Source organism: Nitratireductor sp. XY-223 (assembly GCF_004959855.1).
GTDB lineage: Bacteria > Pseudomonadota > Alphaproteobacteria > Rhizobiales > Rhizobiaceae > Hoeflea_A.
On record NZ_SPNT01000006.1, the window covers coordinates 73,622 to 93,018 of the forward strand.

Consider the following 19,397-nt stretch of genomic DNA (forward strand, 5'->3'; position numbering starts at 1 on the left):
CCCTCAACTCCCTTGTTTTTAGGCGGTTCTGATGGTTTTTCAATGCCGCCCTGATCAAAATTTGAACAAGTAGTTTGACCGATTGATCATATCGTATTAACCTGAAGAAAAACAAGAGCCAGGGGATACTGAATGTCAGCGCGCGAGAAGCTCGCGACGCTGAAGGACCTTGAGCGCAAGGTTCTTTGGCTGAGTGCATGGACAATCCACAATGCCAACCACATCCGTCCCAACGATGACGGGTTGAAGGTCGGCGGCCATCAGGCATCCTGCGCCTCAATCGCGTCGCTGATGACGGCGCTCTATTTCTCGATCCTGCGCCCCGAGGACCGCGTTGCGGTCAAGCCCCACGCCGCGCCTGTCTTCCACGCAATCCAGTATCTTCTTGGCAAGCAGTCGAAGGAAAAGCTGATCGATTTCCGCGGCTATGGCGGTGCGCAATCCTATCCGAGCCGCACCAAGGACACCGATGATGTCGATTTCTCGACCGGTTCGGTCGGCCTTGGCGTCGCAATCACCGCATTCGCATCGATGGTGCAGGACTATGTCCGTGCCCGCGGCTGGGGGCATGGCTCAGAGGGTCGCATGATCGCGCTCGTCGGCGACGCCGAGCTCGACGAGGGCAACATTTACGAATGCCTGCAGGAGGGCTGGAAACAGGGGCTGCGCAATACCTGGTGGATCATCGACTACAACCGGCAGAGCCTTGACGGTGTCGTGCGCGAAGGGCTTTCCAAGCGCGTTGACGGCATATTCAGCGCCTTCGGTTGGGACGTGGTCCTGATGAAATACGGCGTTCTGCAGCGCGCCGCTTTCGAGGAGCCCGGCGGCGAGGCGCTGCGGGACTGGATCGATGACTGTCCGAACCAGCTCTATTCGGCGCTGACCTATCAGGGCGGCAAGGCATGGCGCGAGCGCCTGTCGGCGGATATCGGCGGCGAGCCCGATGTTGCCGACTTGCTTTCCCGCCGCTCGGACGAAGCGCTGGCGGAGCTCATGGAGAACCTGGGCGGTCATTGCCTGCAGACGATCCTCGAAACCCTTGGCGGTATCGATCACGACAGGCCGGTCGCCATCATCGCCTATACGGTCAAGGGATGGGGGACGCCGCTGGCCGGCCACAAGGACAACCATGCCGGGCTGATGACCGCCGCACAGATGGAGGCGTTCCAGGCGTCCATGAATATCCGCGGCGGTCATGAGTGGGATCACTTCGAAGGGCTGGCAACACCACCGGCCGACCTTGCGGCTTTTCTCAAGCAAGTCCCGTTCAGCGGCCCCATGCGCCGCCATGCGGCCAAAACCGTACCGGTGCCGCAGATCGCGTTGCCGGCAGACCGGGCGATCGCCACACAGACCGCCTTCGGAAAGATCCTGAACGATATCGCCGCCTCCGGCAGCGCGCTTGCCGACCGCATCGTGACGACGTCGCCGGATGTCACCGTTTCGACCAATCTCGGCCCGTGGGTGAATCGGCGCAACCTCTTCTCGCGCACCGAAATCGCCGATACGTTCCATGAACAGCGCGTGCCGTCCGCCCAGAAGTGGCGTTTTTCGCCGGACGGTCAGCACATAGAGCTCGGCATTGCGGAAATGAACCTTTTCCTGCTGCTTGGCGCGGCGGGTCTCAGCCACTCGCTGTTCGGCGAGCGGTTGCTTCCGATCGGCACGCTCTATGACCCGTTTATCGCCCGCGGCCTCGATGCGCTGAACTATGCCTGTTACCAGGATGCGCGCTTCATGCTGGTGGCAACACCGTCGGGCGTGTCGCTTGCGCCGGAGGGCGGTGCGCACCAGTCCGTCGGCTCGCCGCTGATCGGCATGAGCCAGGATGGCATCGCCGCTTTCGAGCCGGCTTTCGCCGACGAGCTCGCCGCGATCATGGAATGGGCATTTGCCTATATGCAACGCGATGGCGAGGCAGTGCTCAATGAACGGACCTGGCTGCGCGACGAAACCGGCGGTTCGGTCTATCTGCGCCTGTCGACGCGTGCCATCGAGCAACCGCCGCAGCGCAGCGACGATGCGTTTCGGCAAGGCGTTATCGACGGGGCCTACTGGCTGCGAGAACCGGGACCGGGATGCGATGTGGTCATCGCCTATCAGGGCGTTGTTGCCACCGAGGCCATTGCCGCGGCCGGCACGATCGGCGACGCGCGCCGCAATGTCGGCGTGCTCGCGGTTACCTCCGCGGACCGTCTGAATGCCGGCTGGCAGGCGGCACAGCGCGAACGCATTCGCGGAAACGCGGCGGCGATCAGCCATATCGAACGGCTCCTGCAGCCGGTGTCGCGGGACGCGGCAATCGTAACGGTGATCGACGGGCATCCGGCGACGATGAGCTGGCTTGGCGGTGTCTGCGGACACCGCGCGGCCGGGCTCGGGGTCGAGCATTTCGGACAGACCGGAACGGTTGCCGATCTCTATGCGCATTTTGGCATCGACGCCAACTCCATAGCCGCAACGGCGGCGCGGCTGCTGCCGGGCAGGCCCGTGCGGCTTGCGATTTAGGCAGGGGCCCGCGATGAAGACCGGATTTGAGGCGGAACGGATTAATCAGTGATGAAACGATACTGGTCCGACTATACAAGCGAAGCCTTCTCCAGGCTCGACCACGAGAACCTGATTGCCGTACTGCCGGTCGGGGCGACCGAGCAGCATGGCCCGCATTTGCCGCTTTGTGTCGATGCGGCGATCGCCGATGGTCTGGTCAGGGCGGTGGTTGAAAAGCTGCCGGAAGAAAATCCGGCGCTTTTTCTTCCGACCCAGGCCATCGGCAAGAGCGACGAGCACCGGCGCTATCCGGGAACGCTGACTTTCAGCGTGGAAACGCTGATGCGGACCTGGCTCGAAATCGGCGACTGCGTTGCTGCAAGCGGCGTGCGGAAACTGGTGCTCCTCAACAGCCACGGCGGACAGATCTCGACGATGGACATTGTCGCGAGGGAGCTGCGCATACGCCACTCCATGCTGGTGTTTTCGGTCAACTGGTTTGCCCTCGGCCTGCCGGACGGCCTCTATGGCGAGGAAGAACAGCGCTTTGGCGTTCACGCCGGCGACATGGAAACCTCGATGATGCTGGCGCTGACACCGGAGCTCGTCGACATGGACAAGGCGCGCGACTTTCGCCCGCTGATCGAGCGTTTCGAGCGTGACTACAGGCATATCGGCCTGGCACGCGGCGCAAAGCCCGGATGGCAGGCACAGGACCTTCATCCGGCGGGTGCCGCAGGCAATGCCGCGGCCGCGACCGCGGAAAAAGGCAGTGCAACGATCGATCATGCGGCGGAACGCATCGTCGAGGTGCTGGAGGACGTTCACAGGGCCCCGCTCTCGTGGCTTGAAAACGAACCGGAATGGTAGGGATGGAACAGCAAAGACAACTTGGAGCCGGCGATGCGCTGATTGAAATGGACGGTGTCCACAAGCGCTTCGGCAACGGGACACTGGCGGTGGAGGGAATGTCCGTTTCCATCCAGCCAGGCGAATTTGTCAGTTTTCTCGGGCCGTCCGGATGCGGCAAGAGCACCGCGCTTCGCATGATTGCGGGCCTGCTGTCGGCATCAGCCGGTTCGATCACCGTGAACGGCCATCCTGCGGGCGAGGGCGGTGACGGACGCGATGTCGGCTTTGTGTTCCAGGAGGCAACGCTGATGCCGTGGGCGAATGTCTTCGACAACGTCTACCTGCCGCTGCGGCTTGCGGGCGCTTCGAGGAAAGCCGCGACGCCTGAGGTCGAGGAAGCGCTCGCCATGGTCGGGCTCTCGAGTTTCCGCAGTTCCTATCCGCGCGAGCTTTCCGGCGGCATGAAGATGCGCGTTTCCATTGCCCGCGCCATGGTCACGCGGCCGGCGCTGCTGCTGATGGACGAACCTTTTGCGGCGCTCGATGAAATGACGCGCTTCAAGCTCAACAACGACGTGCTGAAACTGTGGGAAGAGCACAAGCTGACGGTCATATTCGTCACCCACAGCGTGTTTGAATCCGTTTACCTGTCGAACCGGGTGATGGTGATGGCGGCGCGGCCCGGCCGGGTCGTCAACGATATCGCGCTGCCGGGCGGCTATCCGCGCACCGATGCCTACAGGACCTCGCAGGAATTTGCCGAAAACACGCGCCTTGTGACGAAGGCGCTGGAAGGAACGCTGAGCCATGCTGAAATCGATCACTGAAGACGGCGAACAGGACGGCGTTGCTCTCAATGTCGAACTGTTGAAGAAGGAACAGCTGGAACGCCGCCTGCGCATTATCATGCCCGCGAGCGCCCTTGCCCTGGCCCTTTTGATCTGGGAGGCGCTCGTCATCTATTACGAGGTGCCGCACTATCTCATCCCGGCGCCAAGCCGTATCGGCGAGACGCTGATTACCGACGGGCCGTCGCTGATGACGTCCGCGTGGTTTACGGTCAAGCTGACGCTGTTTTCGCTGGCGCTCGCCATCATCGGCGGTGTCGCTCTTGGCATGATATTCGCACTGTCGCGCACGGTGGAAATGAGCCTGTTTCCCTTTGCGGTCATTTTGCAGGTCACGCCGATCGTGGCGATCGCGCCGCTGATCCTCATCTATGTTCACAGCACGTTCGTGGCGCTGCTGATCTGTGCCTGGATCGTCGCCTTTTTTCCAATCCTGTCCAACACTGTGATCGGACTGCGCAGCGCCGACCACAATCTGCGCGACCTGTTCACGCTTTACAAGGCAACGCCCTGGCAGCGGCTGCGTTATCTGCTTGCACCCAGCGCGCTGCCCTATTTCATGGCGGCGCTGAAGATCGCCGGCGGCCTGGCGCTGATCGGCGCGGTGGTTGCGGAATTCGTCGCCGGTACCGCCGGCCAGAATTCCGGCCTTGCATCACGCATTCTTGAATCGAGCTTCCGCAACGAGATCCCGCGCATGTTCGCGGCGCTCTTCCTGGTCTCGCTTCTGGGCATCGTGATTTTCCTGGCCACCAGCTGGATGTCGAAACTCGTGCTCGGCAGATGGCACGAGAGCGAGGTCAAGAGGGAGCGATGAACACGTCGGTCAAAACAACCGATCGTCGCGCGACGGGCTTTGGAACGACCATGCGGGGCGTGCTGGTCGGCGGGGCGTCAAAGCCGGTCGATATCCTGATAGAGGGCGCGCGCATCAAGGCAATCGAGCCCTCGCCGCAAAGTGGCGGCGGCGTCGTCCTTCCGTTGATGAGCGATATCCACGTTCATCTCGACAAGACATACACGGTGGACCGCACCGGCAGCGGCGCGGCGTCGCTGTTCGATGCGATCGACCGGATGGACGCCGACAAGGCGCTCTGGACACCACAGGATATCCGCGCGCGTGCTGCGCGTGCTCTTGAAAAGGCCTACGCGCACGGTGTCAGCGTCATGCGCTCCCATGTGGACTGGACCGAACCGGACGTGCCGATGGCCTGGAGCGTGCTCAACGAGCTGGCTCAGGAGTGGCGTGGACGCATTCACCTCCAGGTCGTGGCGCTGTGCCCGCTCGATCTGATTGCCGAGGCGGGCGAGCCGATTGCGGCACGCGCAGGCGCGGACGGCGGTGTTTTAGGCGCCTTCGTCTACCGCAATGACAATCTGGCGGAAAAAATGCGCCGGGTGTTCCTGCTTGCCGACCGCAACGATCTGGAGCTCGACTTTCACGTTGACGAGGGTCTCGAGTACGAGGCGCGGGGTTTCGAGGCCATCGTTGCCGAGGCTGAGAAGCGCGGCGGCGGCCGCCAGGTGCTTTGCGGCCACGTCTGCTCGCTGGCGCTGCGCGCGCCTGAAGATATCGCGCGCCTCGTGGCCCGGGCGGCAGCGGCGAAAATCGGACTAGTCAGCCTTCCGACAACCAACAGTTATCTGCAGGACCGCAACAGCGGACGCACACCCCGGTTTCGCGGTCTTGCCCCGATCAAGGAAGCGCGTGCCGCCGGAATGGACGTCTTTCTGGCGTCCGACAATGTGGCGGATGTTTTCTACCCCTATGGCGACTACGACCCGTTCGATGTTTTACGGGCCGGTGTGATGGCCGCGCAGCTCGAACCCGGAGACTGGCTTGACGCCATATCCGGTTCCGCCGCGCGCTGGTGCGGCGCCGAGGCCGGCGATCTGGCCGTGGGCGCCAAAGCGGATTTCCTCCGCTTCGACGCAACGGATCTCCGCGATCTTGTTTCCCGGCTGGGTGCACCGCGCGAAGTGTGGCGCGATGGAAGAACAGATTTGGAAAGGACGAATCCATGAGTGAGGCGGCAATTGCCAATCGCGCTATCGACTGGGACGCATTCCGGGGCGAACTGGACGGCATCTCGGTCATCGACGACGAAAAAACCGTCAAGGTGCGCTCCGGCGACTACTTCTGGTACAGCCCGATCCTCAATGACATGCTGAAGGACAAGAGCGGCGAGCTGCTTGTCATTCCCAAAACCCAGGACGAAGTGCGGACCATCGCCTCCGCCGCCGCACGGCACCGCGTGCCCGTTACCATACGCGGCGGCGGAACCGGCAATTACGGGCAGTGCGTGCCGCTGGAAGGCGGTATCGTCCTCGACCTTACGAAGCTGAACCGCATCATCGAGATCAAATCCGGCAGCGTCCGGGTCGAAGCCGGTGCCCGCATCGCCACGCTTGACGATGCCTGCGCCGAGACCGGTCAGCAGCTTCTCATGTATCCGTCCACGCGGCGTATCGCCACGATCGGCGGCTTCCTGTCGGGGGGCTCGGGCGGTATCGGATCGCTACGCCACGGCATGCTGCGCGATCACGGCAATGTCCGCTACGTGAAGGTGATGACCGTCGAGGCGGAGCCCAGGATCATCGAGCTCTATGCCGACGACATCCAGAAGGTTCACCACGCGTACGGCACCAACGGGATCATTCTGGAGCTTGAACTGGCGCTGACCGCAGCGACCGACTGGATCCACTGTGCGGCGCTGTTCGATGGTTACGAGACGGCGCTGCGGTTTGCCATGACGGCGCAGGAAAGCGGGCTCGACTGCTATCTGCTGACAACGGTGGAGCGGCGATTTGCGCCGTACTACACGAAATTCGGCGACCTCTTTCCCGATAACCGGGATGCGGTCTTTGCGATGGTCGCTCCGGATGAAATGCCCCGGTTCGAGGCGCTGGCCTCCGAAACCGGCGGGTCTGTCTCATTTGCCATGAAGAAGAAGGATCTGAGGGAAGCCGGCCTGCAGCCCGCCTATGAATGCGGCTGGAACCACACGACGTTGCAGGCGCTGAAGGTCGACAAGAGCTGGACGTACCTCCAGGTCGCCTATCCGCATCCGTTCGATCCGGTGCTCGTCATGGAACAGATGGAACGCTACGGCGACGACGTCTACTGGCACCACGAAATGGCCCGCATGGACGGCCGCGTTCAGATCTTTGCGCTGCCGCTCGTCAAATATCGCGGGAAGGACGCGATCTACGCCATGATCGGCGAAATGGAAGACCGGGACGGCTGCACGATCTACGACCCGCATGTCGTCACCATCGAGGATGGCGGCATGAAGGAGATCGACACCGCACAAATCGATTTCAAGAAACTGGCCGATCCGCACGGCCTGATGAATCCGGGCAAAACCCGGGGATGGACCGCCGACATGGCGGTTCAAGGCGAATAACAAAAAGAACCAAACAGAGGGCAATAGGAGATAGAAACATGAAGGATACTCTGAAAATTGTAGCCGCTGCGGCAATGCTGGCGGCGAGCGCCGGCCTTGCGGCCGCCGCCGACAAGGTGGTTATGGGCACGAACTGGCTCGCCCAGGGTGGCCATGGCGGCTTCTACCAGGCGCTGGCCGACGGCACCTACGAGAAGTACGGCCTTGACGTCGAGATCAGGATGGGCGGACCGCAGGTCAACAACCGGCCGATGCTTCCGGCCGGACGCCTCGACTTCCTGATGGCGGGCAACCTTCTGCTGTCGTTCGACAATGTGCGCAATGATATCCCGACCGTCGTGGTGGCCGCCTTCTTCCAGAAGGATCCGCAGGTGCTGATGGCGCATGACGGGGCCTATTCCAGTTTTGACGATCTGAAGAATGCGCCGACGATCCTGATTTCAAAGGATGGCCAGTTCAGCTTCTGGAAGTGGCTGGTAACGGATCACGGTTTCGCCAATGAGCAGCTCAGGCCTTACGGCTACAATCTTGCCCAGTTCCTGTCCGACGACAAAATGGTCCAGCAGGGCTATGGCACCGCCGAGCCGATTTATGCTGCGGCGGAAGGCGCGAAGCCCGTTGCCTATCTGCTTGCCGACCAGGGCTGGAACACCTATTCAACGACCATCGAAACACGGGCCGAACTTGTTGAAAACAATCCCGAACTTGTCCAGCGCTTCATCGATGCCTCCATCGAGGGCTGGTACAACTTTCTCTACGGCGACCGCACGGCAGCCTATGCGCTGATCATGAAAGACAACCCGGAAATGACCAAGGAGAAGCTCGACAAGGAGATGGCGCAGTTCGAAAAACTCGGCATCATCGATGTCGGCGATGCAAAGGAAAAGGGCATCGGCGCGATGAGCACGGAGCGCATAAAGGCCTTCTACGACACGGCCGTCAATTCCGGAATCATCGAGGAAGGATCGGTCGATCTTTCGAAGGTTGCGACCGACCAGTTCGTCAACAAGGGCCATGGCCTCGATATCGCCAAGAAGCTCCAGGGCAATTGAGGAGAAAGCGTGCGTATTCTGCTCATTTTCTGTCATCCCTATGAGGAGAGTTACGGCGCGGCTCTATTCGAATGCGCAAAGACAGCGCTTTCGGCGCGCGGACATGACGTCCGCGCGCTCGATCTTTACCGGGACGGTTTCGAGCCGATACTCGGGCGCGAAGAATGGCTGACCTATATCGGCGAGACGGAAAAGAACATCGCCGCGGTCAAAAGCCATGTCGATGCCTTGCAGTGGGCCGAAGGCCTGGTCCTGATCTATCCCACATGGATGTACGGTCCGCCGGCAATGCTCAAGGGCTGGATGGAACGGGTCTGGCTGCCCGGCGTTGCCTTTGATGTCGCGCCCGGCAAACACAAGAGGGCGGTCGGTGCGCTGAAGAATATCCGCCTTTTCATCGGCATTACGACGTCGGGTTCGCCCTGGTGGTGGTTGCGAATTGTGCGCGATCCGGGCCGAAGCCTGTTCATGCGGGCCCAGCGGGTGCTATTCCATCCCCTGTGCCGCATGCGTTGGCTTCAGTTGCACAATATGAACCACACGACGCAAGGCGACAGGGAGCGTTTCCTGAACAAGGTCGAGCGCGCCCTGTCCAAGGTCTGACCGGAGATTTCATGTCCGACGATATCGCCAAACCACTCGCCCGCTACGCCGCCTTCAAGCGGCGGGGCGACTTCATCTTCATGTCCGGGGTGATCGCCGTCGATCCGGACAGCAAACGGATCGTTGCCGGCTATGAGGATCTGCCCGATTCCGCCCGCTCGGCGCTCGGCGAGACCGGCGAATTTTCCGTCGATTTCAAGGAGGGTCCGATCAGGGCGCAGAGCTGGTATGTGCTGGACCGTATCCGTTCGATGATCGAGATGAATGGCGGCCAGATGAGTGACGTTTTCAAACTCGTGCAGTATTTCAAGGACTTGCGCGACTTTCCCGACTACAGCCGGGTGCGTGGCCTGTTTTTCCCCGATGAGCCGCCGGTCTCGACCGTCGTCGAGGTCAGCGGCATGATGCCGAGCGCCGAAATCCTCATCGAAGTCGAAGCGACTGCCTATCTGCCGGAGAAATCATGAGCGCCCGCGAAAAAGTTCTCGACCGACGCCAGAAGATCCGCCAGGCCATCCACGAGGCGGCGATCGAGGAATTTTCGGCCAACGGGCTCGTCGGCGCCTCGACGCAGGCGATCGCCAAACGGGCCGGCCTCTCGAAACCGCAGCTCCACTATTACATATCCTCCAAGGAGGAGCTCTACGAGGAAACGCTGCTCTTCATCGTCGACAAGTGGAAGGACCAGTTCTTCCTGTCGATTCGGTCGGACGATCCGAAGACGGTCATCTCGGAATATATCGCCATCAAGGTGAGGCACGCACTTGCCGAGCCGAAGCTCTGCCGCCTGTTCGCCAACGAGGTGGCGCGCGGCGCGCCGATCCTGAAGCGTCACTGGTCGGCATCGCGGGAATCGGTCGAAAAGGCCGCCGACATCATGCGGTCGTGGATTGCCGACGGGAAGATCAAGCCGGTCGATCCCTATCTCTTCCAGATGGAGATGTGGGCCGTCACCCAGCATTTCGCCGACTACGAGGCGCAGGTGCGCTTCATGCTCGACCTGGGTGAAGACCACCCCATCGACGAGGAGCGGATCATCGCCGACGTCACCGCGTTGTTCCTGCGCGCATGCGGGTTGGATCCTGAGTCTTAGTTCCGACTCTGGAGCGTTGTGCCCATTAGGCCGCCGGTTCAAGACCGAATCTCTCGATCATTGACGGAAGCTCACCCCGAACGAAATCGCTGAACGCGGCGGCCGCCGGATTCTGCGCCGTGTTTCGTCGTGTGACAAAGCCGACCTGCCGCTGCATCTTTGTGTCTGCGAGATCCACGGCGATGACCCCTTGCGGCAGATCGATCGTGCTGAGCGCGGGAAGCAGCGTCACGCCGAGACCCTCCCTGACCAGTGCGATCAGCGAGGTGACGTTTCTGACCGTCACCGATGTTTTTTGCGCCAGCTTTTCATATTCCGGCGCGTCGTCAATGGTCACGGCGCCGTTCAGTATCAGCATCTGGTCACTGAGGTCCGACCAGTCCACCGGTCCGTCCTCTTGCGAAAACCGGCTGTCCGAATTGCAGATCAGCCGAAACCGGTCCTGGAAAAGAGGCTGAAAGGAGACGAGGCGGTCGTTGGGAGGCGTTCCGGCTATTCCAAGGTCGGCCGCGCCGCTCTCCACTGCCGCGTGCACGGCGCGGCTGTCGGTGTCGACCAATTCGATTTCAATGCCGGGACGGTCCGCGATGAACCGGTGAAGAAGCGGCGGTATCAGATTGGCGACGACGGACGGAACCGAAGCCAGGGTCATGCCGCCGATGCGGCTTTGCGCATAGTCGTGGATCATCGACAGCGCCCGGTCGTAGCCGCGTATCTGGTCGCGGCCCGTGTCCAGAACGAACTGGCCGAGCGCCGTAAGGGCGTTTTTTCTGTCCGATTCGAAAAGCGGCCCGCCCAATTCCTCCTCGATCTGCTTGAGCGTCATCGAGATGGCGGATCCGGTGCGGCCGAGCTGATCCGATGCATCCTTGATGTTGCCCAGTTCCGCAACGGTGACGAAGACCCGCATCGCTTCCAGTTTGATCATATCCAGCCCATTTCAAAATTTCTGAAATAAATAACAGAAATATCCATTTGATTGAAGTGACGGCTTCGGGGAACTTGTCTGTCTGAAGGAGGCGTCATGGCTGAGCTGCACAAAAACCTGATTGCGGGACATTGGGAAGAAGGAACGGCGTCGGTCGAAAACCGCAATCCGTCCGATGTCTCCGACCTGATCGGCCTCTACGCGCAGGCGGATGCCGCTCAGCTTGACGTCGCCGTGCAGTCGGCGCGCGAGGCACTGCCTGGCTGGAGGCAGGTCGGCCTGGAGCGGCGCCAGGCGATACTCGACCAAATTGGCCGTGAGCTGATGGACCGCTCCGAGGAGCTTGGACAATTGCTCAGCCGCGAGGAGGGCAAGCCGCTGGCCGAGGGCAAGGGCGAGGTCTACCGGGCCGGGCAGTTCTTTGCCTACTACGGTGCAGAGGTACTGCGCCAGATCGGCGAAAACGCGGATTCCGTGCGCCCCGGCATCGAAATCGATATGCGCCGCGAGCCGATGGGCGTTGTTGCCGTCATATCGCCATGGAATTTCCCGACGGCGACGGCGAGCTGGAAGATCGCGCCCGCGCTTGCGTTCGGAAATAGTGTAATCTGGAAACCGGCGAACCAGACCCCGGCCTCGGCCTGCGCGCTCGCGGAGATCATTTCGCGGGCGGGTCTGCCTGTCGGCGCATTTCAGTTGCTGATGGGCCCGGGCTCAGCAATCGGCAACGGGCTTGCCTCCCATCCGGGTGTCGATGCGGTGACGTTCACGGGCTCCTATCCGGTTGGCCGGCAGGTTGCCATTGCCGCATCCGCGAACTTGACCAAGTATCAGCTCGAACTCGGTTCCAAGAACGCATTGCTGGTCATGGAGGACGCGGATATCGATCTTGCCGTCGCGGCAGCGGTTGCGGGCGCCTATTCGGGAACAGGACAGAAGTGCACCGCGTCGTCGCGGCTGCTCGTCCACGATGCCGTCCATGATGTTTTTGTTGAAAAGCTGTCTTCGGCCGTTGCCGCGTTGAAGGTCGGTCACGCGCTCAATGAAGGCACGCAGATCGGGCCGGTTGTCAGCGAGGAGCAATTGCAGTCGAACCTGGACTGGATCGTGCGGGCAAGGCAGGCGGGGGCGGAATGCGTCACTGGCGGCAACAGGCTGGAGCGCGCGCACCAGGGCTTTTACATGGCACCGGCCCTCCTGACCGGCACGACCAACGACATGGATTTCAACCGCGAGGAGCTGTTCGCGCCGGTGGCCGCCGTGCAGAAGATCGGTTCCTATGACGAAGGGCTGACCATCGCAAACGACACCGAATTCGGTCTTGTCGCCGGAATTTTCACCCGCTCGCTCGCCCGCGCCACGCATTTTCGCAGGAATGTCGAGACCGGCTGTGTGACCGTGAACCTGCCGACCGCCGGCACCGATTATCATGTGCCGTTCGGCGGCCGAAAGAATTCCAGTTCCGGTCCGCGCGAGCAGGGCAGGGCCGCCGCCGAGTTTTATACGCAAGTCAAGACGGCCTATATTCGAGCCGGCGAGCCGGAGTAGCGAAATGGCCACCACCCAACCCCTTGTCGATTGTCTGCAATATGCCAATTGGTCGGAGCCGATCTTCCGCCAGATGCGTGACGGCGGCGTCCATGCTGTTCATGTGACGATCGCCTACCACGAGTGCTTCCGGGAAATGGTGCTGAACATCGAAAACTGGAATGCAAATTTCGAGCGTTATCCGGATCTGATTTTCGCCGGGCGCAGCGGAGACGATGTCCGGCGTGCCATGCGTGAGGGCCGCACCGCCATTTTTTTCGGTTTTCAGAACCCGTCCCCGATCGAAGACGATCTCGGGCTGGTGGAAATCTGCCACACCCTCGGTGTTCGGTTCATGCAGCTCACCTACAACAACCAGTCGCTGCTGGCGACCGGCTGCTATGAAAACGAAGATACGGGTATTACCCGTTTCGGCCGGCAGGTGATCGCCGAGATGAACCGGGTCGGCATGGTTGTCGACATGAGTCATTCGGCGGAGCGGTCGACGCTGGAAGCGATGGAGCTTTCCCGGCGGCCGATCGCGATTACCCATGCCAACCCGGACTGGTGGCACCCGGCCATGCGCAACAAATCCGACACGGTCTTACGGGCCTTGGCGGAAAGCGGCGGCATGCTGGGCTTTTCAATGTATCCGCATCACCTCCAAAACGGGTCCGGCTGCACGCTTGAGAGCTATTGCGCAATGATTGCCGGGGCGGCGGAACGCTACGGCGTGGGCCATATCGGGATCGGATCGGATCTGTGCCAGGACCAGCCGGACAGCGTTGTAACCTGGATGCGCAACGGGCGCTGGACAAAGCAGCTCGATTTCGGCGAAGGATCCAGTGCGGCGCCCGGCTTTCCCGGACAGCCGTCCTGGTTCAGGAACAACCGCGATTTCGGCAACATATCCGGGGGCCTGCGCAAAGTCGGATTTTCGGAAGAGGATGTCGCCGCGATCATGGGCGGCAACTGGCTGCGTTTTTATGACGAATCCTTCGGAGCCGAGGGACAATGAGCGATCGCCGGAGCGCCAAGGCAGAGGTTTCACCGGTGCCGCTGCGCGCACCGGACGAAGTCATGCGCCTGTCGCGTCTCGGCGCGTTCTATCCCACGCGGCTGAGCTTCATGCGCACGCTGATCAGGCGGCTCAACCGCGATCGTGCGCGTGTCAGCCGCCCGGTCTGGGAAATCGATGACGAGGGTTACGGCCGGGCCGTCTACAGCATCGATGTGGACGGGCACCGTTACAGCCTTGCGGCCTTCTCCAACCGCCTGTCGGCCGAGCAGCGAACGGATCGGGTCATCGCCGAAGCCTGGGACACGAGCTTTGCGCTTTTCGACGGGGAGCCGACGGCAGCCGATCTGGACCGGCTCGAGGCCAATGCGCCGCGGCAGGAGGCGGGACGGTTCGAGGCGACCGAACTGGTCCTGAGCCGCGCCAACAAATCGGTGCGTTTTTTCGACCATGTGGTCGAGCGGCTTGCCCGGGGTCAGCAGCCGGATGAGACCCTGGTCGGCTCTGTCGGATATCTGATGCGCACGACCGCGGTTTACGGCAACGGCAAGTTCGGAATCGCCGACCGGACCCGCCTAGCGGACCGCGGATTGATTGGCGGATCGTTCCAGGCGGAAATGCTGACCGTATGGATGATCCGGGGATTTTCGCACGATCTGGTGGAACATATCGCCCGGTGCCGGGCGCCGGAAACGTTCGTGCCCCTTGAGCGGCGGCTGAGACGTCACCTGGGCATCGGCAACGCAACGGGCCTGGGCATGGCGCCGTTTCTCGTTACCCATCCCGCCCTGTTCAACAACTGGGTCGAGGGCAGGGAAACGGCGCTTGCGCGGGTTCGTGCCGCTCCGATGTCGGAACCGGACGTCATTGCCCGGGCGACGGAGTTGATGGACCGGGCCGAACGGCATCTCGGTCAATGGTCCGTGGACGACCATCGCCAGATGGCACGGATAGAAACCGTGCGTCGCGAATGGCGTGAACTGCGGGTCGTCGCAACCGCCGACTGGTTGTCATCGCCCCTTCCGTGGCAACGGCTCTTCGACCTGGCGGCCGATCGCTCGGCGGAATGCCAGGAACTGGTCGTTGCGTTGCTGCTTGAATGCCACGGCAATCTCGTGGACGACCTTGCGGACAACATGATGATCGCCAGCGAGCCGGCCCTGGACAGCTCCATGTCGGTCGACGCCTTGCTCGCCTTGTGCCGAACCCATTTCGGCTGGGCATTGGATATCGATTTTTCGGACCGGTCCGAGACCCATCTCTTCTGGTATGTCTCGGAGGAAAAGCTCGAGCCCCGGCTTGGCAATCGTTATGAGGAGGCGGGGGCCGAACTGGAAATACCGCTGGATATTGGGCGGCAGGTTCAGCACATGGCGCGCGACATCGGCAGCGCCGACAGGGACCTCTGCGTTGCGGAGTTTTTGATCAAGCATCCGCAACACCGTCACGCGGTGCGAAGGGTTCAGGGCGTCGCGCAACTGCCTTACGCTGAAATACGCGACAATCTTCTGGGGCGGGACTGCCTGCCGATCGACATGCTCAGATGCAAGCTGTCGTTCTTCGGCGCTTCGAAATTCGACCCGAAATCCGACCGGTGGACGCGCATAACGCTGTATCAGGGCGCACCGCTATTCGACGAGATCGCGGATGAAAACGCTGACGATTGGTGGCTCCCGGTGCTGACATGTCGACAGTAAAGCGATCATTGAACGAGATTTTCACGACGCTGCGAAAGACAGCGATCGCGTCGGGCTATTCCCACGGCGTTGCCGAGGAAATCGGCAGGGCGGGCGTATGGCTTTGCGCACGGGGACAAGATGGCGCCGGCTCCGTTCTTGCGGCCATGAGCGCCGGGCATGAAAGCCCCGTCACTCCGAGATTTGAGGGCGCGGCCGCTGTGTTCGGTCCAGGGCAACCCGCAATGGCGGGTCTGGCGGCTCTCGATCTTCTGCTTTCGGGACGGGATATCCAACAGGTCCGGTTCGAGACGGTCGACGCACCGATGCTGATTGCCGGACTGGCAGGCGCCCGGGCCCGGGAAACCGGTCTGGCGGTGATTGCGGAGGTCGGGGGCGTCGCGGAGAACATTGCCGAATGCGATTTCGAGCGAATCGAGCAGGCAACGGCAATGACCCTGTTTCTTGGGGGCCGCCCGGTTTCGGTCGAAGGCGATGAACATATCGATGGTGCGGAGGTCGGCGCCGCTGCGTGGGCCGCATGCAAGAAGCTAGCGGCACGAACCCATGTGCCGGCATCGGAGCAGTCACGCATCATGGGTGCGGGTGCCAACCTGACAGACAACGATTGACGGGAGTTGCGAATGGCTGATCCGGTGCTGGGCCTGGACGAGGTACAATCGCTTGCGCAAAGCGCACTTGAAGGTGCCGGTGCCAGCTCGGTCAATGCTGCCTCCGTAGCGCGTTCAACCGCGCTTGCGGAGCGCGATGGCATTCGCAGCCACGGTCTGTTGTATGTGCCGATCTATGCGGAACACGTCCAATGCGGAAAGGTTGCGGGCGATGCGGTTCCGGCAGTGGTGCAGCCGCGACCCGGCGCCGTTTGCGTTGACGCCGGGTGCGGATTTGCCCACCCCGCCATCGATGCCGGATGGCTGCCGTTGCGTGAGGCCGCGCATGCCAACGGTATCGCCGCCATGACCGTCTACAATTCCTACAATTGCGGTGTCCTCGGGCACCACGCGGAGCGTCTGGCGGAAGACGGTCTCGTAGGTCTGTGCTTTACCCATGCTCCCGCTTCCATCGCTCCGTCAGGTGGAAGCCGGCCGGTCGTCGGGACCAATCCGTTCGCGCTGGCCGTGCCCGACGGCAAGGGCGAAGCCACTCTTGTTATCGACCAGTCGGCGAGCGTGATCGCGAAATCGGAAATCATGCTGCGCGCCAAGGCGGGTGAGCCGATTGAACCCGACTGGGCCCTCGATACCGAGGGGCGGCCGACGACAGATGCACAACTGGCGCTCAAGGGTTCGATGCTGCCGGCAGGCGGCCATAAGGGGTTTGGCGTCGGTCTACTCGTCGAAATTCTGGCCTCTTGCCTGTCCGGTGCGGTGTCCAGCGTCGATGCCAGCCCGTTTTCAGGCACCGCCGGCGGCCCGCCAAGGACCGGTCAGTGCCTGATTGCGATCGATCCTGCCGCGTTTTCCGGCGCGGTGTTCTATCAGCGCATCGCCGCACTGGTTGAACAGATTGAAGGACAGCGCGGCTCCCGCGTGCCCGGCGCGCGCCGCAAGGAAAACAGCCGGCGGTTGAAGGAGCAGGGCATCCGTGTCGACGCAGCATTGATCGGTCGCATTCGCGGATTTGTCCGCTAGCTTCAGTTTTTTTGAAATCTACCTAAAATGTTTCGATTTGCCTGAAATCGGCAATCGGCACATTCTTTCACATGGCTGATGATGACAGCCGGCTGGAGCACTTTTTCGTGTTCCGCCAATGGGAGGAAACTGATGACCAAACTGACTTCACTGATTGTCGGTATGGCTGCGGCGGCGACAATATCGCTTGGCGCGCCGGCAACAGCATCCGCAACGGATTGTGGCACAGAGGACCAAATCACCATCGCGGAGATGACCTGGCTTTCGGCAAGTTCGCTCGCCTATATCACCCAGAGGATTCTGGTCGAGGGATATGGCTGCAACGCCGAGCTGGTGCCGGGCGATACCGTGCCGACCGCAACATCCATGCTGAGCAAGGGCGAACCGGATATCGCGCCGGAGCTCTGGGTTTCGACGGCACAGTCCATCTGGGACCAGATGCAGGAAAAGGGAAACGTTTACAAGGCCAATGACATTTTCGCCGGAGGCGGCGAAGAGGGCTGGTGGATCCCGGACTACGTCGCCAAGGAACACCCGCAGATCAAAACCATTTCGGATCTGAAGGACAACTGGGAGGTTTTTGCCGATATCTCCGACCCGGACAGGGGAAGGCTCTACGGGTGCCCTCCGGGCTGGGGCTGCGAGATCATAACGAACAACCTCTACAAGGCACTCGAATTGGAGGAAACCTTCGAGCTGTTCTCGCCGGGGTCGGGCGCGAACCTCAAGGCGTCCTTTGCCCGTCAGGTCACGCGTAAAAAGCCGATTGTCGGCTACTACTGGGGACCGACGGACGTTATCGGCAAGTACAACCTGGTGCGCCTCGGCATGCCCGAATACGACGCCGAGAAATTTACCTGCCTGACCGACAAGAACTGCGAAAATCCGCAAGTCACCGGGTGGGCCGTCGGCGAGGTGGCGATTGCCGCTGTCAGCGAGCTCAAGGAACAGGCACCCAACGTTGCGGAATTCCTTTCCAAGATGCAGGTCCCCAACGCCGAGATCAGCGCGGTTCTTGCCTGGGGCGACGACAACAAGGCCTCACCTGAAGAGGTGGCCGAGTATTTTCTGGTCAACTACGAGTCCATCTGGACGCAGTGGGTGCCCGAGGACGTCGCCGCATCCGTGAAGTCGTCGCTCTAGTGTGGTGGATTTGAAGTTCCCTCATCGTTTGCAGCGCTCTCAGTGGGGAACTTCAAATCCGTAAGCCACACTAGAATCATAATGTTGTTAGTGTCCTGGTTGAATCTGAAGTTCGTTCAGAAGATGCAGCTTAGTGTGACGAACTTCAGATTCAGGACACTGGCGGATTGAGCTGAAAAACCGATCAAGTCCCGGGGACGGAACGCGCCCTGGGACTGGAGTGGCAGACCATGACAGCAGATTTTCCGGAACTGATCGACACGCGCGCCCTGCGGATCGCGATCGACGACAGCTTCAATCTTATCGTCGCGAACTATGGCGAGGCACTCGAGATCGCTTTCCTGCCTGTGCTGCGCGTGCTGACGGCCATGGAGCAGTTTTTGCAGTGGCTGCCCTGGTATGTGGTTCTCCTGGTTCTTACCGGACTGACCTATGTGATGGTGCGAAACCTGAGCGCCACCGTCGGAACGGCTGTTATGATGTTCCTGATCGGCGTCATCGGAATCTGGGACGCCGCCATGGCAACCATCGCGCTGATGCTGACGGCGACGATCCTGGCCGTTCTTCTGGGCATTCCCATCGGCATTGCAATGTCCCGGTCAAACCCGATGCAGTCGGTCACGCTGCCGGTTCTCGACATCATGCAGACCATGCCGATCTTTGTGTATCTCATTCCGTTCGTCATGCTCTTCGGGCCCGGTAAAATCCCGGCTCTTCTCGCCACGATCGTTTTCGCAATTCCACCGGTCATCCGGCTGACCAATCTGGGAATCCGGCAGGTGGATGCCGAAGTGACGGAGGCCATGACCTCCTTTGGGGCAACCTCGAGACAACGTTTGTTCATCGCCCAGATCCCGCTGGCGCTTCCAACCATCATGGCCGGGATCAACCAGACCACGATGATGGCGCTGTCGATGGTCGTGATCGCGTCGATGATCGGTGCGGGCGGTCTCGGATACCAGGTATTGCAGGGCATACAGAGACTTGAGGTCAGCCGCGGACTACTGGCCGGACTTGCCATCGTCTTCCTCGCCATCATCTTCGACCGCATCGCGCAGGCCTACGGACGCCGCATGCAGCAGCATCTGCATATCGGTGACTGACG

General features: G+C 61.3%; 18 protein-coding genes. 17 read left to right on the top strand and 1 reads right to left on the bottom strand.

All coding sequences use genetic code 11. The features are described 5' to 3' along the window. The first annotated feature begins 132 nt into the window (after nt 1–132). From E4M07_RS19510 to E4M07_RS19555, 10 genes are read left to right on the top strand one after another with little or no spacing between them, the layout of a single operon-like run. A complete protein-coding gene (locus E4M07_RS19510; RefSeq protein WP_136660076.1) occupies nt 133–2,511 on the top strand; it encodes a transketolase in 2,379 nt (792 codons plus the stop codon). A 51-nt stretch (nt 2,512–2,562) separates the two neighbouring features. Next, nucleotides 2,563–3,363, top strand: coding sequence for a creatininase family protein (locus tag E4M07_RS19515; RefSeq protein WP_136660077.1), 801 nt, complete (start codon nt 2,563–2,565; stop codon nt 3,361–3,363). 2 nt (nt 3,364–3,365) lie between these two features. Next, nucleotides 3,366–4,172: an ABC transporter ATP-binding protein gene (locus tag E4M07_RS19520; protein WP_136660078.1), complete on the top strand. Its 807-nt coding sequence runs from the start codon at nt 3,366–3,368 to the stop codon at nt 4,170–4,172. Next, nucleotides 4,153–5,010 carry an ABC transporter permease gene (locus E4M07_RS19525; protein ID WP_136660079.1) on the top strand — a complete coding sequence of 286 codons (858 nt, stop codon included), beginning with the start codon at nt 4,153–4,155 and terminating at the stop codon, nt 5,008–5,010. The genes E4M07_RS19520 and E4M07_RS19525 overlap by 20 nt, the downstream gene beginning before the upstream one ends. Then, a complete protein-coding gene (locus E4M07_RS19530; RefSeq protein WP_246660521.1) occupies nt 5,007–6,218 on the top strand; it encodes an amidohydrolase family protein in 1,212 nt (403 codons plus the stop codon). The genes E4M07_RS19525 and E4M07_RS19530 overlap by 4 nt, the downstream gene beginning before the upstream one ends. Further along, nucleotides 6,215–7,600, top strand: a complete 1,386-nt coding sequence (locus tag E4M07_RS19535; protein ID WP_136660080.1) for an FAD-binding oxidoreductase — start codon at nt 6,215–6,217, stop codon at nt 7,598–7,600. The genes E4M07_RS19530 and E4M07_RS19535 overlap by 4 nt, the downstream gene beginning before the upstream one ends. Before the next feature lie 38 nt (nt 7,601–7,638). Next, nucleotides 7,639–8,652: an ABC transporter substrate-binding protein gene (locus tag E4M07_RS19540; protein ID WP_136660081.1), complete on the top strand. Its 1,014-nt coding sequence runs from the start codon at nt 7,639–7,641 to the stop codon at nt 8,650–8,652. A gap of 9 nt (nt 8,653–8,661) precedes the next feature. Beyond that, nucleotides 8,662–9,255 (top strand): NAD(P)H-dependent oxidoreductase, encoded by a 594-nt coding sequence (locus E4M07_RS19545; RefSeq protein ID WP_136660082.1) that lies wholly within the window; start codon nt 8,662–8,664, stop codon nt 9,253–9,255. Nucleotides 9,256–9,266: 11 nt separating this feature from the next. Then, the gene (locus E4M07_RS19550) at nt 9,267–9,722 is read left to right on the top strand and encodes a RidA family protein (RefSeq protein ID WP_136660083.1); all 456 of its coding nucleotides are present in this window, start codon (nt 9,267–9,269) and stop codon (nt 9,720–9,722) included. Then, nucleotides 9,719–10,348, top strand: coding sequence for a TetR family transcriptional regulator C-terminal domain-containing protein (locus E4M07_RS19555; protein ID WP_136660084.1), 630 nt, complete (start codon nt 9,719–9,721; stop codon nt 10,346–10,348). The genes E4M07_RS19550 and E4M07_RS19555 overlap by 4 nt, the downstream gene beginning before the upstream one ends. A 25-nt stretch (nt 10,349–10,373) precedes the next feature. On the opposite strand, the gene E4M07_RS19560 is transcribed toward E4M07_RS19555, so the two are convergent. Next, a complete protein-coding gene (locus tag E4M07_RS19560; RefSeq protein WP_136660085.1) occupies nt 10,374–11,276 on the bottom strand; it encodes a LysR family transcriptional regulator in 903 nt (300 codons plus the stop codon). 96 nt (nt 11,277–11,372) lie between these two features. On the opposite strand from E4M07_RS19560, the gene E4M07_RS19565 reads away from it, so the two are divergent. The 7 genes from E4M07_RS19565 (at nt 11,373) to E4M07_RS19595 (ending at nt 19,395) form a co-directional block, all read left to right on the top strand. Next, a complete protein-coding gene (locus E4M07_RS19565; RefSeq protein ID WP_136660086.1) occupies nt 11,373–12,824 on the top strand; it encodes an aldehyde dehydrogenase family protein in 1,452 nt (483 codons plus the stop codon). A gap of 4 nt (nt 12,825–12,828) precedes the next feature. After that, nucleotides 12,829–13,821, top strand: a complete 993-nt coding sequence (locus E4M07_RS19570; protein WP_136660087.1) for a membrane dipeptidase — start codon at nt 12,829–12,831, stop codon at nt 13,819–13,821. After that, on the top strand, nt 13,818–15,518 hold the full coding sequence (locus E4M07_RS19575; protein ID WP_136660088.1) for a hypothetical protein: 1,701 nt from the start codon (nt 13,818–13,820) through the stop codon (nt 15,516–15,518). Before E4M07_RS19570 ends, E4M07_RS19575 begins: the two co-directional genes overlap by 4 nt. After that, nucleotides 15,506–16,129, top strand: a complete 624-nt coding sequence (locus E4M07_RS19580) for a DUF3726 domain-containing protein (protein WP_136660089.1) — start codon at nt 15,506–15,508, stop codon at nt 16,127–16,129. Before E4M07_RS19575 ends, E4M07_RS19580 begins: the two co-directional genes overlap by 13 nt. A gap of 12 nt (nt 16,130–16,141) precedes the next feature. Beyond that, the gene (locus E4M07_RS19585) at nt 16,142–17,149 is read left to right on the top strand and encodes an Ldh family oxidoreductase (RefSeq protein ID WP_136660090.1); all 1,008 of its coding nucleotides are present in this window, start codon (nt 16,142–16,144) and stop codon (nt 17,147–17,149) included. Nucleotides 17,150–17,281: 132 nt separating this feature from the next. Further along, nucleotides 17,282–18,292, top strand: a complete 1,011-nt coding sequence (locus E4M07_RS19590; protein WP_169054296.1) for an ABC transporter substrate-binding protein — start codon at nt 17,282–17,284, stop codon at nt 18,290–18,292. A gap of 230 nt (nt 18,293–18,522) precedes the next feature. Then, nucleotides 18,523–19,395: an ABC transporter permease subunit gene (locus E4M07_RS19595; RefSeq protein ID WP_136660092.1), complete on the top strand. Its 873-nt coding sequence runs from the start codon at nt 18,523–18,525 to the stop codon at nt 19,393–19,395. Nucleotides 19,396–19,397 lie beyond the last annotated feature (2 nt).

What these genes read in the sequence shown, in the direction of transcription:
- E4M07_RS19510 (WP_136660076.1), top strand. Translation starts at nt 133, where the DNA reads ATGTCAGCGCGCGAGAAGCTCGCGACGCTGAAGGACCTTGAGCGCAAG.
- E4M07_RS19515 (WP_136660077.1), top strand. Translation starts at nt 2,563, where the DNA reads ATGAAACGATACTGGTCCGACTATACAAGCGAAGCCTTCTCCAGGCTC.
- E4M07_RS19520 (WP_136660078.1), top strand. Translation starts at nt 3,366, where the DNA reads ATGGAACAGCAAAGACAACTTGGAGCCGGCGATGCGCTGATTGAAATG.
- E4M07_RS19525 (WP_136660079.1), top strand. Translation starts at nt 4,153, where the DNA reads ATGCTGAAATCGATCACTGAAGACGGCGAACAGGACGGCGTTGCTCTC.
- E4M07_RS19530 (WP_246660521.1), top strand. Translation starts at nt 5,007, where the DNA reads ATGAACACGTCGGTCAAAACAACCGATCGTCGCGCGACGGGCTTTGGA.
- E4M07_RS19535 (WP_136660080.1), top strand. Translation starts at nt 6,215, where the DNA reads ATGAGTGAGGCGGCAATTGCCAATCGCGCTATCGACTGGGACGCATTC.
- E4M07_RS19540 (WP_136660081.1), top strand. Translation starts at nt 7,639, where the DNA reads ATGAAGGATACTCTGAAAATTGTAGCCGCTGCGGCAATGCTGGCGGCG.
- E4M07_RS19550 (WP_136660083.1), top strand. Translation starts at nt 9,267, where the DNA reads ATGTCCGACGATATCGCCAAACCACTCGCCCGCTACGCCGCCTTCAAG.
- E4M07_RS19555 (WP_136660084.1), top strand. Translation starts at nt 9,719, where the DNA reads ATGAGCGCCCGCGAAAAAGTTCTCGACCGACGCCAGAAGATCCGCCAG.
- E4M07_RS19560 (WP_136660085.1), bottom strand. Translation starts at nt 11,276, where the DNA reads ATGATCAAACTGGAAGCGATGCGGGTCTTCGTCACCGTTGCGGAACTG.
- E4M07_RS19565 (WP_136660086.1), top strand. Translation starts at nt 11,373, where the DNA reads ATGGCTGAGCTGCACAAAAACCTGATTGCGGGACATTGGGAAGAAGGA.
- E4M07_RS19570 (WP_136660087.1), top strand. Translation starts at nt 12,829, where the DNA reads ATGGCCACCACCCAACCCCTTGTCGATTGTCTGCAATATGCCAATTGG.
- E4M07_RS19575 (WP_136660088.1), top strand. Translation starts at nt 13,818, where the DNA reads ATGAGCGATCGCCGGAGCGCCAAGGCAGAGGTTTCACCGGTGCCGCTG.
- E4M07_RS19580 (WP_136660089.1), top strand. Translation starts at nt 15,506, where the DNA reads ATGTCGACAGTAAAGCGATCATTGAACGAGATTTTCACGACGCTGCGA.
- E4M07_RS19585 (WP_136660090.1), top strand. Translation starts at nt 16,142, where the DNA reads ATGGCTGATCCGGTGCTGGGCCTGGACGAGGTACAATCGCTTGCGCAA.
- E4M07_RS19590 (WP_169054296.1), top strand. Translation starts at nt 17,282, where the DNA reads ATGACCAAACTGACTTCACTGATTGTCGGTATGGCTGCGGCGGCGACA.
- E4M07_RS19595 (WP_136660092.1), top strand. Translation starts at nt 18,523, where the DNA reads ATGACAGCAGATTTTCCGGAACTGATCGACACGCGCGCCCTGCGGATC.